Source organism: Roseospira navarrensis, assembly GCF_009601025.1.
Lineage (GTDB): Bacteria > Pseudomonadota > Alphaproteobacteria > Rhodospirillales > Rhodospirillaceae > Rhodospira > Rhodospira navarrensis.
This window is the reverse complement of the sequence record NZ_WIVE01000055.1, coordinates 15296-29354: the sequence shown is the minus strand read 5'-3', so window position 1 is coordinate 29354 and position 14059 is coordinate 15296. Positions and strand designations below refer to the sequence as shown.

11 protein-coding genes and 1 pseudogene are annotated in these 14059 nt (G+C 66.6%); 2 read left to right on the top strand and 10 right to left on the bottom strand.

Annotation, left to right across the window (positions count from 1 at the left end):
- Both istB and istA read right to left on the bottom strand, forming a co-directional pair.
- Nucleotides 1-699: IS21-like element helper ATPase IstB (gene istB / locus GHC57_RS14805; protein WP_153345620.1), on the bottom strand; the 699-nt coding region annotated here is incomplete at its 3' end.
- Nucleotides 696-1955, bottom strand: coding sequence for an IS21 family transposase (gene istA, locus GHC57_RS14800; RefSeq protein WP_170294903.1), 1260 nt, complete (start codon nucleotides 1953-1955; stop codon nucleotides 696-698). The genes istB and istA, both read right to left, overlap by 4 nt.
- 728 nt (nucleotides 1956-2683) lie before the next feature.
- Between istA and GHC57_RS14795 the strand changes: the two genes are divergently transcribed.
- Nucleotides 2684-5308: an AAA family ATPase gene (locus GHC57_RS14795; protein WP_153345615.1), complete on the top strand. Its 2625-nt coding sequence runs from the start codon at nucleotides 2684-2686 to the stop codon at nucleotides 5306-5308.
- A gap of 161 nt (nucleotides 5309-5469) precedes the next feature.
- On the opposite strand, the gene GHC57_RS14790 is transcribed toward GHC57_RS14795, so the two are convergent.
- The 8 genes and pseudogenes from GHC57_RS14790 to GHC57_RS20570 form a co-directional block, all read right to left on the bottom strand.
- Complete coding sequence (locus tag GHC57_RS14790) at nucleotides 5470-6411, bottom strand: DUF2493 domain-containing protein (protein WP_246152340.1); 942 nt, start codon at nucleotides 6409-6411, stop codon at nucleotides 5470-5472.
- 251 nt (nucleotides 6412-6662) lie between these two features.
- Complete coding sequence (locus GHC57_RS14785) at nucleotides 6663-7664, bottom strand: DUF7146 domain-containing protein (protein WP_153345612.1); 1002 nt, start codon at nucleotides 7662-7664, stop codon at nucleotides 6663-6665.
- 71 nt (nucleotides 7665-7735) lie between these two features.
- Complete coding sequence (locus tag GHC57_RS14780) at nucleotides 7736-9901, bottom strand: ParB/RepB/Spo0J family partition protein (RefSeq protein WP_153345610.1); 2166 nt, start codon at nucleotides 9899-9901, stop codon at nucleotides 7736-7738.
- A 75-nt stretch (nucleotides 9902-9976) separates the two neighbouring features.
- Entirely contained in the window at nucleotides 9977-10366 is a 390-nt protein-coding gene (locus tag GHC57_RS14775; RefSeq protein ID WP_153345608.1) for a hypothetical protein, read from the bottom strand.
- Entirely contained in the window at nucleotides 10363-10878 is a 516-nt protein-coding gene (locus GHC57_RS14770) for a thermonuclease family protein (RefSeq protein WP_153345606.1), read from the bottom strand. The genes GHC57_RS14775 and GHC57_RS14770 overlap by 4 nt, the downstream gene beginning before the upstream one ends.
- Nucleotides 10878-11831, bottom strand: a complete 954-nt coding sequence (locus GHC57_RS14765; RefSeq protein WP_153345604.1) for an ArdC family protein — start codon at nucleotides 11829-11831, stop codon at nucleotides 10878-10880. The genes GHC57_RS14770 and GHC57_RS14765 overlap by 1 nt, the downstream gene beginning before the upstream one ends.
- A 97-nt stretch (nucleotides 11832-11928) precedes the next feature.
- A complete protein-coding gene (locus GHC57_RS14760) occupies nucleotides 11929-12504 on the bottom strand; it encodes a DNA -binding domain-containing protein (protein WP_153345602.1) in 576 nt (191 codons plus the stop codon).
- 46 nt (nucleotides 12505-12550) lie between these two features.
- Nucleotides 12551-12745: pseudogene (locus GHC57_RS20570) on the bottom strand (transcriptional regulator domain-containing protein); the annotation flags it as partial.
- Nucleotides 12746-13171: 426 nt separating this feature from the next.
- On the opposite strand from GHC57_RS20570, the gene GHC57_RS14755 reads away from it, so the two are divergent.
- Nucleotides 13172-14050 (top strand): helix-turn-helix transcriptional regulator, encoded by an 879-nt coding sequence (locus GHC57_RS14755; protein WP_170294902.1) that lies wholly within the window; start codon nucleotides 13172-13174, stop codon nucleotides 14048-14050.
- Nucleotides 14051-14059 lie beyond the last annotated feature (9 nt).

The following is a 14059-nucleotide window of genomic DNA, read 5'->3' as shown; positions in this document are numbered from 1 at the left end:
CGCGGTGGCGACGACGGGATCGCCGAAGACGTCGCCCCACTCGGCGAAGCCCCGGTTGGACGTCAGGATCATGGCGCCGCGTTCGTATCGGGCATTGACGAGCTGGAAGAAGAGATTGCCGCCGCCGGCGATGACGGGGAGGTAGCCGATCTCGTCGACGATCAGCAGCGCCGGCCGGCACAGGAAGCGGATACGCTCTCGCAGGGTGCCCTCGCGCTCGGCCTTGGCGAGCGATCCAATGATCTCGGCCAGGGTGGCGAAGTACACGCTGCGGCCGGCCTTGACCGCCTCGACGCCCAAGGCCAGGGCGAGGTGGGATTTTCCGGTGCCGGGCGGGCCGAGCAGGTGCAGCACCTCGTGGCGGTCGATGAATTCGAGCTGGGCCAGGGTGAGGATGCGATGGCGGTCGAGCGACGGCTGGAAGGAGAAGTCGAAGTCGGCCAGGGTCTTGACCGTGGTCAGCCGGGCCATCTGCAGGGCGGCTTTGACGCGGCGGCCCTCGCGGCCGGTGTATTCCTCGGCCAGCAGGGCGTCGAGCGCTTCCAGCGGGGCCAGTTCGCCGCGCTCCAGTTGGCGGACGGTATGGTCGAGGATCTCCAGGGCGCGCGGCATCTTCAGGCCGACCAGGTGGCGCCGCAGGCTGTCGACGGTGGATGCGGCGCCGGTGGTGGTCACGGTGTTGGTCACGGTCGTGGTCATGGCCGCGCCTCCTCGGCCAGTCGGCGCCCGACCTCGGCATAGACGTCGAGCGGGCGGCGCGGCACGCGGCTGCCCTCAACGCCGATCGGCTCCGGCGGCGGATCGCGCGGGGTCTGGCTGTTGGAGGGTGGCGGCGCCGTGCGGTGGCCATCGGCGATACGGCGCAGCCCCCGGCCGTCCAGCACGGGATGGCTGGCGATCAGCGTGTCGTCCTCGAGGATGCGAATCTCGTCGGCCAGGACGTGGACCTCCACGGCGCGCCGCCGGGTGCAGTCGGGGACGCTGTAGAGGTTGCCGCCGACGGAGACCATGCCGTCCCGCGTGACGCGCCGCTCCAGGCTCAGCACGGCGCGGAAGGGGCCGGCCGGCAGGGGCTTCAGGGACGGTTGTTCCTCGGCGAAGTGCTCGGCGACGATGCGGCGGGTCGTGGCATGGAGACGGGCGTTGGCCTCCTCCTCCCGCCACTGGTCGAACTGGCGGTTCAGGTCCTCAAGGGTGCGGAAGGTGCGGCCCAGGAAGAAGTCCTGCCGGACATACCGGAACGGCCGCTCGACCTTGCCCTTGGTCTTGGCGCGATAGGGCCGGCAGGCCTTGGGCACGAAGCCGTGGTGGGCGGCGAAGGCCAGCAGGGTCTTGTTGTAGACGATGCCCTCATCACCGTCGCCCTGGACGGCTGTCTTCATGCGGTCGAAGAGCACCTGCTCGGGGCCCCCGCCAATGGCGTTGAAGGCGGCGGCGAGGCAGCGCAGCACCGTCTGCAGGTCCTGGTGGGGGACGAAGCGGCCCCACAGGAACCGGCTGTGGCCGAGGACGAAGGAGAACAGCCACACCACGCGCTCGGTTCCCGGCTCGTCGGTGAAGGTGGCGCGGAAGTGGGCGAAATCGACCTGGGCCTGGCGGCCGGCCGGGGTCTCGAACCGGCGCTCGAAGGCGGGACTGGCGGCGGGTCTGACGGTGCGGACATAGTCTTTCACGGCGGTATAGCCGCCGCTGTAGCCGAGGTCGCGGATCTCGCGCAGCAGCCGCTTGGCGGTCAGCTCGGGTACGGCCTGAAGGCGTTGGCGCAGATAGTCCTGCCAGGGCGCGGTGATGGGGTCCCTCGGCGGTCGGGGCGCGTAAACCGGCGGCTCCAGGCCACGCTTGATGCATGTGCGGACTGTCTTGCGGTCGAGCCCGGTGCGCCGGGCAATGGCCGACAGACTCAGGCCCTGCCGGTGAAGATCAAGGATCATGACAACGTCCCCAAGTGTGACCACCGCGACCTCCGCCCCTTCTGTTGAAGAGGGGAATCTGGGGGCGCGGCGTTCGCGTAACCCTGGGGGCACGCCCCCAGGGTTACGCGATGGTTGCGTCAGGGTGGGGAATTTTCAAACGCCACAAATGGGGAGTTTTCATCCGGCGCTGACAAGGGAGACGCCTCGTTCGCGGTCCAGCGCGCGGCCTTGGGACCGATCCGCGCGTCCTGAACGGCCCAGCCGCCTCGTCCGTCGCGGGTCAAGCCGGCCCCAAAGACAGGGCAATCAACGGCCGACTCGGGAGTCGGTGGGTGCTGATTCCGGCATTCACGATGCCCTGCCGTGCGCCGGTATCGCGGTGACGCGAACGGTCCTTACCACCCGCACCGCGCCCAAGTTTCCTTTGTCTTCCTTGCGCCACGGGATCGACGCCGGAAGGGACGAGACGCCGCAAGGCGGCTCGGTTCACGAGAGCCCGGCGCGCGGCGGCCAAGCCGCGCGGGCGCCACCATCCTGGTGTGAAAACTAATGCATTGGCACCCCAAAACGGGCATTACTCATCACCGTAACATTTGAGCCCATTTTTGCCGGCTGTTCCTATCTCTGCAACGCTTGGAAGCGGGCATTGGCTCAAGCACGCTTGATCACCTTCATTTGGGCGCGACACACCCAAGACGCATTTTGTTGGGGGGCGACTTCTGTCAATTCGATCTCGGTTGTTATCTAGAGTCGCAAATGGGGGAATTCACATGGTAGACGAAATTCATGTGTCGGACAGCAGACCCGTTGTGTCTCGTGCGGTTGGCGAAGAATTGCCGAAAACCAGCATTTGGGACGAGCTGAACGCTTGGGGAAAGTCCATCGCAGATTGGCAGCGCTACATTATTTCCCACGCGGTGCGGGACGGTATCCTTTCTGATGAACGCATTGACGACGCCTATCGACTTTTTCTTCGGGAAAAGGAGCTTGATAATGGCGACGAAGACCTGCCGGACGTACCGGCGTCGGTCACTGGGCGCGCTGCAGCAGAGGCAACGCCGCTAGCGCTACAAGCGGTGAAGTCGCTGAAGAATGTGAACGCCATCCCTGAGGCGTCGCATGTCGCCTTCAGCCCTCAACTAACCGTGATTTATGGTCACAATGGCTCTGGAAAGAGCGGTTTCGCACGCATTCTCTCACGTGCCTGCTTCAGTCGTTCCAGCCCGCAGATTATTCGCAACATCTACGATAATGATTCGCCCAATGCGCCAGCAACCGCCCAGTTCGTAGTCGATCGTGGCAACGGTCTTGGCGAGGACATTGCTTTCACTGACGGCGAGGAGAATGACGATCTCAAGCGGGTCAGCGTTTTCGATTCCTCGGTAGCACGCATCCATTTGTCTAAAGAAAACGAGCTGGGCTTTCAGCCCGCAGGTTTCGACGTTTTTGACGAAGCCGTTCGTGCCATCGGCTGCCTCACCCAAAAACTTGAATCTGACATCGAAAAGAAAAAGCAACCGAACAAGTTCGACCAGCTTTTCACCGATTCGGGCCGCGTCGCGGGCAAAATTGCCGCGCTGTCCACCAAGTCAGATATCCAGGAGCTTCGGGAACTCGCCAATTTTGGTGAAGCTGAGAAGGAACGATTGGACGAGGTGGAGCGGCAGGAAAAGGAGCTTCTGGCCAAATCTCCTGTCGAAACGCTCAGGGCGCTTGGGACAGCAAAGGCCGACATCGAAGCACTTCATATGAAGATCACGGATCTTGCTTCAGAACTCGGCAACGGCGCATGCGAAAAAGGGCTGGAGTTACTAGACCGCCACAAGTCTGCATTGCTGGAGGCCGTAAGAGCCGGAAGCGAAACGGTATCGCACCCTCAGTTGAACCAGACAGGCTCAACCGACTGGGACGCCTTCGTACTCGCAAGCCGCAAGCTGGGGCAAACCGAGGGCGAAAATTATCCGGCTGAAGGCGATCCCTGTCTTCTCTGCCATCGTCCGCTCGACGCGCCATCCGCAACGCTGATAAATCGTATGTGGGGGTTTTTGGACCATGACGCGCGGAAGGCAGCCGTGACCGCCGACGAGCAACTGAATAGGCATATTGCTCGACTTAGAGAGCTGGATTGTACTTTGCTGCCTGAAGAGAGTCGTATCCGCGCTGACCTTTCCAAGATCAACCCAGCGCTGGTTTGCGAAATGGATGCCGCCTCTGCGAGCTTTGACGAACGGCGCAATGCGCTCGTCGTCGCTCTCGAGCAAGGTGCGGACGACGCGCTCCCAACCGGTGGCCTTGCCGTTCCTGACAAAACGCTTGGCAAAGCGCTGGCGGATATTGAGGCACAGGCCGCCGCATTGCGCGAAGGCAAGTTTGACCAGTTTCTCGCCGACTTGAAGGCAGAGCACATCACCCTTCGGCAGAGGCAGGTGCTGAGCAAAAACATCGACGATGTAGTTGCCTTCGTGGAAGACTTGAGGTGGATTGAGAAGGCGGAGCGCTCTTGTCCGAGCACCCGTTTCGTCACTGATCGGCAGAAAGCCGTTTTTGAGAAGCTGATCGAGACAAACTATAAGGAGCGGCTCGAAGATGAGTGCGGCAAACTCGATTGTTCTTTCCCGTTTGAGTTCAAAGCACGGGGTAGCGCAGGAAAGACCCTTCGCGGCCTAAAAGCAAAAGGTGGCTACAAGCCTGATGACATCTTTAGTGAGGGGGAGCAGCGTGCCCTATCGCTGGCAGATTTTCTCACTGAGGTTAACCTCAACCCTACGAGCGCTGCTATTGTGCTCGATGATCCCGTGACTTCATTGGATCACCAGCGTAAGATTGCCATTGCCAAGAGACTCGCGGAAGAGGCTGGCGTTCGGCAAGTCATTATATTCACGCATGACTTAGTTTTTTTGACCTTGCTCTATGAGCACGCGGAATCTGCTGGTCAAGATTTTCGCGGGCATTGGGTTGAATGTCATGGTGGTGTTCCCGGTCATGTGAATATCGACGAGACCCCCGCTAATACTAAAGCCTACCGAAAGACCACAAAGGCCAAAGAGTTCTTAGCGCGCGCCAAAAAGGCGAATGGCCGCGATAAGGTTGACTTGGTGCGGAGCGGCGCAGGCGCGCTGCGGCGAACGATCGAGGAAGTAGTGGTTTTCCACCTGTTCAAAGACACTGTACGGCGCTGGAACGAACAAATCAGGCTCAGCACTGTCAAAAAGATTCGCTGGTCTGACGATGTCGCCGATGAAATTGTCGCACTGCAAGACGATACCTCCCGCCTCTTGGAAGGTCATTCAAATTCAGACGAATTTGCCGGTGGCATGCCGGATGTGGATGGGTTGGAGAAGTTGATCGCCCGCGTGGATGATGTGATCGACAAGGCCAAGGCTGAGCGCAAGTGACGGCGAGCGTGACTATGTAGGCGCGCTGGGTTGGGAAAAAATGCTTTGGCTTCGTCCGATTTCGCCTGTTCACGTCCGCAATTCTGACAGGCAGCAAACGGCCCCAACCCGGCCGGAAGGGCCATGCCGTCAGCGGCTATGACGCTCGCGTTTGGCGGCGCTTATGCGCCGCCCTCCGGGCCGATTTTCCATACCGGTATGCCCATGCGCCGGCCGGTGTCGGCGAGGTTGTCGGTGATGCCGGAGCCGGGGAAAACGATAACACCAATGGGCAGCGATTCAAGCAGGTGCTCGTTTCGGCGGAATGGGGCGGCCTTGCCGTGGCGGGACCAGTCGGGGCGGAAGACCACCTGCGGCACGCCACGCTGGTCGGCCCAGCAGGCCGCAATGCGCTCGGCGCCTTTTGGCGCGCCGCCGTGCAGCAGCACCATGTCGGGATGGCGGTCGCGGACCTTGTCGAGAACGGTCCAGATGCGCCGGTGATCGGTGCAGGCCGTGCCACCGGCAAAGGCCACGCGGGGACCGGGCGGCAGCATCACCTGGGTGTCGGCGCGCTGGCGGGCGGCCAGGAAATCCCGACTGTCGATGACGGCTGCGGTCAGTGCCCGACGGTTGGTGAGTGAGCCGGCGCGCGGACGCCAGGCGCCGCCGGTGATGGCCTCGAAGGCCTCGGCGGCGGTGTCTCGGAAGGCCTCGAAGGCGTTGCGGCGTTCGATCAGGCCGATGCCCTCGGCGGTCAGGCGCTCGAGCTCGACGGAGCGCACCTCGCTGCCATCCTGTTCGGCCTGGGCGCGCCGCTGGGCCTGTTCGTTGGTGTCCAGCGCCCGGTCGAGCGCGCCGACGCGGCGGTGGAAGGCGTTGACGACGGACCACAGCAGATCGCCCAGGTCGTCCTCCAGGCGAGTGCCGGTGAACAGGTCGGCAAGGGTGTCCAGGCAGGCGGTGACGGCCCTTTCGGCGGTCTCCGCGTCGGGCATAGGGCGCGGATCGGGCTCGTCCTGGAACGGGCGGATGCCATGCAGTTGGAGTTCCTCGAGCAGGTGGGCCGTGGCAGAAGCGGTGGCGTGCGGATCGTCGGTTGGGGGCAGGACGTCGCGGATCATGGGGCTCTCCCGCTGGCTGGAGGCCGCGCCCATCGCGGCCTTTCCGGGGATCGCCCGCCGGAGGCCCAGAGGCCGGCGCCGCACCCGAACGGGCCGTAACGCAGTGAAGGAGGACGCGCGAAGCGCGCCTTGCGGCGCCGGCCGGCCTCCGGCAGATCCCCCACATGGAAAGGCCGCCGGCGCGGTCCCCAGCGGGGGAGACTCCAGCCCGCGACCGCCGGTCCCCGCCGATCCGGCGCCCCGATTCCGGCTCACGCCCTGCCGAGGGCAAGCGGCTCATCGGCCGGATCCAGGTGGCCGAGAACCCGCGCGCGGAACCGGCGCGGGCCGAGCGCCAGAAGGTCCGCGTTGGCATCCGCGCCGAGCGGCGGCAGCGGACGGACGGTGATGGCGCGGGGCTCGAGGCGGCCGATCAGACGCTGAAGCGCGCGCAGGCCGGCGTCGTCGGCATCGTGGGCCACGTACAGGCGGCGCAGGCCGGGCGGTGGCTCGAACGCGCCCAGGTGAGCCGCCGACAGCGCCGCGACGGCAGGCAAATCGGGCAGCACCGAGCGCACAGCGAGGACGGTTTCCAGACCCTCGCCGACGACCAGGACGGGGCCGGCTGCACCGAAGCGGACGCCATTGCCGAGCAGAAAACCGAGTGCCCGGCGCGGCCGAACGAGGGGCGCCTTGCCGGTGGTGGCGGGGTCGAGGAAGGTGCGATGGACGCCTGTCAGCGTGCCGTCGGCTGCGGTGACGGCGGCGATCAGCGCCGGCCATTGGGTCCGCGTCATCCCGGCATCCGGCCGGCAGAAGGCGCGCGGATGGAACCGCAGCGCGGGCTCGGGACAGGGCAGAGTGATGCCGCGTTCGGCCAGATAGCGCGCGGCCAGGGTGCCCGCGATGGGCCGGGAGGCCGCGAACAGGCGTTGCGCGGCGGCGATAGAATTGGCGGGAACGGGCTCGCGGGCGATAGCCGGCGGATCGCGCGGTAGGCGTAGAAAGGCGGTGGCCTCGTCGAGCGCGGCGCGCAGGTCCAGGCCCCGATTGGCGGCGATCAGATCGAGCAGATCGCCGCGTTCCAAGGTTGCGGCATCGGTCCATTTTCCGGCGCGGGGCCCCGTGAGGCGGACATAGAGGCTTCGGCCGGGCGTTCCGCGCACATCGCCGACCTGCCAGTAGGCGCCCTGGCGCCGGCCGGCGGGAAGGTAGGTGCGGCAGACGGCTTCGGCCTCGGCTGCCAAGCGGGATGCGATCTTGGGAAGGGACATGGCGGAGCCCTCCGACAGAGAAACGGCCCGGCTCCGGGAACACCGGAACCGGGCCGCGTGAGGGATGCGGACTATTCGGCAGCGCGGGTGGCGTCGTCGATGTGTTCGTGGACGGGAGCCGTTTCGCCGTCCTCCGGCGTCGCCTCCGCCCCGTTATCGGCATCGGGCTCGGCCGCCTCGTTGGCCTCGTCTGCCCCGCCAGCCTCGGCGTCCGGCGCTTCGGGAACGTCCGGCCCGCTCCCTTCGGGCGTCCGCAACGGCTCCGGCAGCCAGCCGGTTTCGGCGAGCAGCGCCTCGCCCTCGGCCGCCATTTCGCCCTTGCGCAGCGAGACGAGACGGTCGGCGGCTTCGTCGCCCACCGCTTCGCGGACGGCGGCCAGGATGCGCGCCTTGGGCACCCGGCCCAGGTAGGTCTCGACCGTCGGGCGCCATCCGGCGGCCACCATGTCCAGTCCGACCGCCCGGGCCAGCGCGTCGGCGTGGTCGGTGCGAGCAGGGACACGGTTCCAGGGCTCGACCACCGCGTTGACGGTGCGCGAGGCGCAATGGGCCAGCAGGTCCATGCGCTCGTCCGACGACAGGGCCTGCAACGCCGCCCACAGATCGCGCGGATCGGCGGGCAGACGGTCGATCCAGGCATCCTGGCGGGCGTCGAGGGACTGCGCCGACGTACTGTCCTTCAGGCCCGGCGCCTGCGCCGCCAGCGGCCCCGACCGGCCGGTGATTTCCAGGCAGCTTGCGACGGCGTGGCGGTGGAAGGTGGACAGGCACAGGGCGTGCAGCACGGCCAGGAAGGCGGTGTCAGGATGGCTGGCCAGCGCATCGCGGAGCGCCAGCGTGCGGTGCGCGGTCAACTCGGTGACCAGCCGGTCCGGCAGCGGACGCAGCGGAGCATCGATGGGATCCGGATCGGGATCCGCCGTCTGGGTGGCGCCCGACGCGTTGGCCTCGGGCATCGCCCCCACAGCGCCTGTTCGTGCCTCGATGCCGTCCGGTGCCGCCGGGGCCTGCCCATCGGGCTCCGCCTCGGGCGCGGGCACGGGCGGTTCATCCTCGGGCCGGACGAAGCCGCGTTCGATGAGCGCCTCGCCGTCGAGATCGATGGAGACGAAGACCCCGGCGCGGAACACCTGGTCCGGCTCGAACACAGCCGGACGGTTCTCGAACGCCTGCAGCGCGGTCTCGATCTCACCCACACGGGCGTCGACGTCCTCGGGCAGTTCGGTGGGTTCCGGATACCCCGCCAACAGGGCGTCCATCTCGCCCACCAGGGCGTCGCGTTCGGCCTGTTCGGCCTCGGTCAGGGAGGCGGTCTCGCGTGGCAGACGGCGCAGGCCGTTGGTGTGGCCGTAGGGGAAGTCGACCGCCGCCTCGACCCAGCGCCAGCCCTCGGCGCGGACCTGCTCGGCGACGGTGGTCAGGCGTTGGGCAACGAGGCGTTCCAGCAGGCCGACATCCTGCAGCCAGCCGCCGTTGTCCTCGGTGAACAGGTCGCGCAGCACCAGACCGCCGGCGGCCTCGTAGGCCTCGATGCCGATGAACCGGGCGCGCCGATCATCAGCCCGCACGGCGGTCTCGGTCAGCATGCGGCGGATGACATGGGGCGGGCGGTGACTGCCCTGGGACAGGGCCTCCCAGACCTGCTCCTGGCGGTCATGGTCGGAGGTGACCGCGAAGGCCATCAACTGCTCAAGGACCAAAGTGCCCTCGGCATAGAGGTCCAGCAGGCGCGGCGAGACAGACGCCAGCCGAAGCCGTTGCCGGACCACGGTGGGGGTGATGAAGAAGCGCGCGGCGATGTCCTCCTCGGTCAGCCCCGCCTCGCGCATGACCTGGAAGGCGCGGAACTGATCGAGCGGATGCAGGGCGACGCGCTGGACGTTCTCGGCCAGCGAATCCTCCTCGGCCAGGCCGTCGTCATGGACGATGCAGGGCACGGGTGCGGTCCTGGTCATGCGCTTCTGCTTGACCAACCGTTCGAGGGCACGATAGCGACGGCCGCCGACCGGCACCTCGAACGTGCCGGTCTCGGTGCCGTCCTCCTGGCGGATGGGACGCACGGTCAGGCTCTGAAGCAGACCGCGCCGGGCGATATCGTCGGCCAGATCCTCGATGGAGACGCTGTCCTTGACCCGGCGGACGTTGGCCTGGGACAGGACCAGCGCGTTGAAGGGGATGTCGCGCGTTCCGTTCAGGGTCACCTTGCGGGACGCGCTCTTGCGGGATGGGCTCGTCATGGCGGTTCTCCGTGACCGGCCGGCCGGAGACTCCCTCCGACCTGACAAACCGGTCACGCAAACCCCCACGGCCCTTCACCTCCGGCGGATCGTGCTGTCGGTCAGGCCGGGCACGTTGTAGACCTCGGCTCCGGCCTCGGCGTAGGCCCGGGCCACGTCGAGCAGCGGGGCATAGGCGAACCCGTGCCACGGTGGCGCAGAGACGGGACGGCCGACCGCGATCATGGGACCGTGGACGACCAGCTGGACGACGGCGTCGAAGGGCACCGGCCGGCTGTCGATGACCGGCAGGCCGGCGCCGATGCAGGCGGCCTTCATGGGCTTGCAATGATACCCCGACAGGGTGGCGCCCTCGGCGAAGCACAGCGTGTAGCCGCCCCGGCCGATGCTGAGGTGGCCGCCCGCGGTAGCGTGGGCCTGATCGATCAGGCCATAGTCGATACGCGGGTGATCGAGCGTCGTCATGATCCGTCCCTCCCCCTGGCCAACGCGTTGGCGTCGGTGTGGTCCGGATCGTCCCACAGGCCCTTTTGCAGGAACCGGGCGGTGCGTTCGGCGCCCAGGTATTCGGTGGACGGTTGACCGATGGCGACCGCCAGTCCCTCCAACAGCATCGTGCGGCCCAGATCCTCGCCACGAACGACGCAGCGCGCGGGGGCGGCGCCGTCCTGTTCGGGTCCCTGGACGGCGCAGGATACGGGGAAGTCGCCGATGGCCTCGCGCAGGGTGGCGACGGCCTCGGCGCCACAGGGCCAGGGGCGCCCGTTGCGGTCGCGACAGACCTGCGCCCGCGCCGGCGCGTGGATATCGGCGAGGCGAAAGGCGCGCTCATGAACGACCAGCGTATCGCCGGACAGCACGGTTGCCGGGCCGATGGGCAGGGGCTTGGAGAGCGGCCAGAAGGCCCAAAAAAGGCTGAAAAAGATGACCGCCATCACGACGCAGGTCAGAAACACCGGTGTGGAAATCGTTCGCATCAGGCTGCCTCCTCATCGTCTGGCGTGGTCTCGGGGACGGCGACATCCTCGGGCAGGCAGGCCATCAGCCAGTCGGCGGCTTTGCTGGCCTGGCTGGCGGCGCGGATGATGGCGCGGTTGTCCTCGCGCAGGCAGTCCAGCCAGGATGCGATGTAATCGGCGTGGCGGACGGTCGGCACGATGGAGAGCGCGGCACAGGTGAAGGCCGCCGTGATCTCGGCCACCAGTTCCTCGAAGGCGTACTTGCGGGAGCCGAAGGACCCGGACATGTCGCGGTCGAGGCGTGATCGGTGGCCGGTGGCGTGGCCAAGTTCATGCAGTGCCGTGCGGTGCCAATTGACCGGCTCGAAATAGGCCTGCGGGGGCGGCACCTGCACGAAATCGTGCAAAGGGTTGTAGAAGGCGCGGTTGCCGCCGATCCGGAAATCCACCCGTGTGCCCGCGATCAGAGCCTCGGCGCGGGGCAGGATCAGGCCCTCGGGGACCGGCGGCGCGGCGGTGGCGATGTCCTCAGGCAGGCCGTCGCACTGGTCGGTGTTGAAGACGGTGAAGCGCTTCAGGAACGGAATGGCCTGGGGGTCTTCACCGTTCTCGTGAGCACGCCGGCGTTCGTCCTCGGGCACGAAACGGTCGGCATAGACGACGGTGGTGCCGCGCTCGCCTTTGCGGACGGACCCACCCAGCGCCTTGGCCTGCCGGAAGGTCAGCCAGCCCTGGCCGGAATAGCTGCGCTCGATGACGGCCCCCCACAGGATCAGGACGTTGATCCCGGAGTACGGCCGGCCGGAGCCGGCGTTGCGGGGCAGACCGACCGCCGAGCGGGCCTGATCCGTCCCCCAGGGCTGGACCCAGGGCAGGCGCCCGGCTTCAAGCTCGGCGATGATGCGGTCGGTGATCTCGGAATACAGGGTGGCGCGGTCGCCCGTGGACCGCCGTGCGGATGTGCGGGACATGGCGTCTCTCCCCGACGGGCGGGCGGAAGGCCACTCCCTCCACCATCCAGACCCGTCGCGGTTCTCCCACCGGCCCTCCGCCTCCAAAGGCCGGCGGTCAGCGCAGAAGGTCGCGGTAGCCGCCGCCGACCATCCGGTCGCCGGCCCGCACGAGGCGTTGCACACGCAGCCGCAGATAATCCGAGGTGCCGGCCCAGTCGTCGCGTACCCGCTCCGGGCCGAACAGGGCGGCGGCGATGTCCCGGTGGGAGGCTCCCGCCGACCGGGCATCGTGAGCACGCAGCATGTCGGCCCAGCGGAGGGCACGCCGTTCGGGCCGGTAAAGCTGATCGGGCAGCGCGCCGGCGGCGCGCAGGTGCAGGAACCGGCGCAGGGCGAGCACGCGCGGCTCGTCCTCCGGGGGCGGCCACACCGGAATCAACAACCGGACCGGATCGCGCGACAGGCGGGTCGCAACGACCTCGATCTGCAGCCGGCGCTGTCCGTCCAGGATCAGCAGGTGCAGGCGCCCGTCCGGCTGGCGCAGCATGGCGATGGGCAGGGCCAGCCGGCGCAGGTCCAGGGTCTCGGGGCCGTGGACCTGGGCTTCGCTGGCGATGGTGGTGAGCACGATGGGGGCGTCCGTGCTGGACCAGAACACCAGATCCTCGGTCTCGTCCGCGAAACAGGACACCCCAGCGGGGGTCCAGAAGCGGCGTCGGCGTCACCGCGATGCGGGGCGCCGGATGGGGCCCCGGCAGCGGGCGGGGTCGGCGCCGCCCCTGGCGGGCCGATGCAACAAACTGAGGATTGCGTTTCAGCCACTGCCAGGCCCAGGCAGCGCGGTCGAGGGACAGCAGGGGGTGATACGTCTTGGCGTTGCGCCAGTCGGGTGGCGGGAAGGGTCGTGGGGGAAAGGGTCTCGTCTCCGACATGGAACAGTCCTCCTTGCGATCCGGAGCAGACTCCGCCCTGCCCGGCGCGGCGATGCGCGCCAGGGGTCGAAAGCAGCGGAGAATCTTGGGGTGCGGCCGTTCTTGCCTGATGCGGCCCTATCGATAGTTTTCTATAGGGTCGTCAAGGATGGCTTCCACGAAACGCTGGTCACTTTCCCCTTTCGCGGCGAAACGATACGGTACTCCAAAACGAAACAAGTGTTCCAATCAAATAGACGCAAATATACATAAAATACGAGGTCGCCGCAGCTTGTCATATATCAATGGACACAACCGCTCTTCATGCCAACATCAAAGCCGGAAACGATGCCGGTTCGCAACTGGCGTCAAGGTGTGTCGGCTTGTGGCGCGAAAACGGCCGACAAGGGAGGGGCATCGACCACCTGTGTTTTGGAGGCGAGTGGCATGTCCGAGAGTGTGCTCATCGATCTGGAAGAAAAGCCGTCGGCCTTATGCGACAGTACGGCCGAACGTTTGGTAGGTGACGGCCTGATTGTTTGTCGGTGTCGGTTCCCACCGCAACAGGAAGCCTGGATTTCGGTTCGCCAGACCATGCTGGTGCGTCCGGCGGCGAGCGTGACGGTGCGATGGCGTGGGGTCGAGGACCAGACCGAGACGACGGCCCGCATGACACGCCAGGCGCTGCATCTGATTCCTCCAGGATCGGCGATCCGGATCGAATGGGTTGGGGGTGACCGAGCGCTGGTGTTGGGTCTGACGGCAGCGTTCCTGGACACCCATGTTGCCCCTGAGTTCGATGGCCGGGTGCCGCGCCTCGCGCCCCAGGCCACGATCCGGGATGCGGCGCTGGCGGAGATGATGTCCTGGTTCGAGGCCGCGCTGGACGGATCGGCAGCCGCAGGGGTCCGCTCTCTTGAGCTTGCAGGGATAACCTTCGGCCTTCGGCTGTTCGAGGTTTACGGCGAGGAAGAAAGCGCCGGCGGATATGCGACGGGCGGCTTGGGCGCATCACGACAGCGGCGCATTGCCACCTTCATCGACGGCAACCTGGATAGGCGGGTGTCATTGAACGAAATGGCGGGCGTCGTCGGCCTGGGGTCGTCGCATTTTCGGACTGTGTTCCGCGCGACGTTCGGCCAGTCGCCATCCCGGTACCTGCATGAACGCCGGATCGAAAAGGCCAAGACGCTGCTGCTCGATCCGAACCGCACCATCGTCGACATCGCCCTGGAGGTCGGATACTCCAGCCACGGTCACTTCACCACCGTGTTCCGCAAGGTGACCGGGACGACGCCGTCGCGGTTCCGGCTGGACCGACTTTGATGGTGATAG

Excerpts from the sequence above, each read along its gene's own strand:
- GHC57_RS14795 (WP_153345615.1), top strand. The coding sequence starts at position 2,684 with ATGGTAGACGAAATTCATGTGTCGGACAGCAGACCCGTTGTGTCTCGT.
- GHC57_RS14790 (WP_246152340.1), bottom strand. The coding sequence starts at position 6,411 with ATGATCCGCGACGTCCTGCCCCCAACCGACGATCCGCACGCCACCGCT.
- GHC57_RS14785 (WP_153345612.1), bottom strand. The coding sequence starts at position 7,664 with ATGTCCCTTCCCAAGATCGCATCCCGCTTGGCAGCCGAGGCCGAAGCC.
- GHC57_RS14780 (WP_153345610.1), bottom strand. The coding sequence starts at position 9,901 with ATGACGAGCCCATCCCGCAAGAGCGCGTCCCGCAAGGTGACCCTGAAC.
- GHC57_RS14775 (WP_153345608.1), bottom strand. The coding sequence starts at position 10,366 with ATGACGACGCTCGATCACCCGCGTATCGACTATGGCCTGATCGATCAG.
- GHC57_RS14770 (WP_153345606.1), bottom strand. The coding sequence starts at position 10,878 with ATGCGAACGATTTCCACACCGGTGTTTCTGACCTGCGTCGTGATGGCG.
- GHC57_RS14765 (WP_153345604.1), bottom strand. The coding sequence starts at position 11,831 with ATGTCCCGCACATCCGCACGGCGGTCCACGGGCGACCGCGCCACCCTG.
- GHC57_RS14755 (WP_170294902.1), top strand. The coding sequence starts at position 13,172 with ATGTCCGAGAGTGTGCTCATCGATCTGGAAGAAAAGCCGTCGGCCTTA.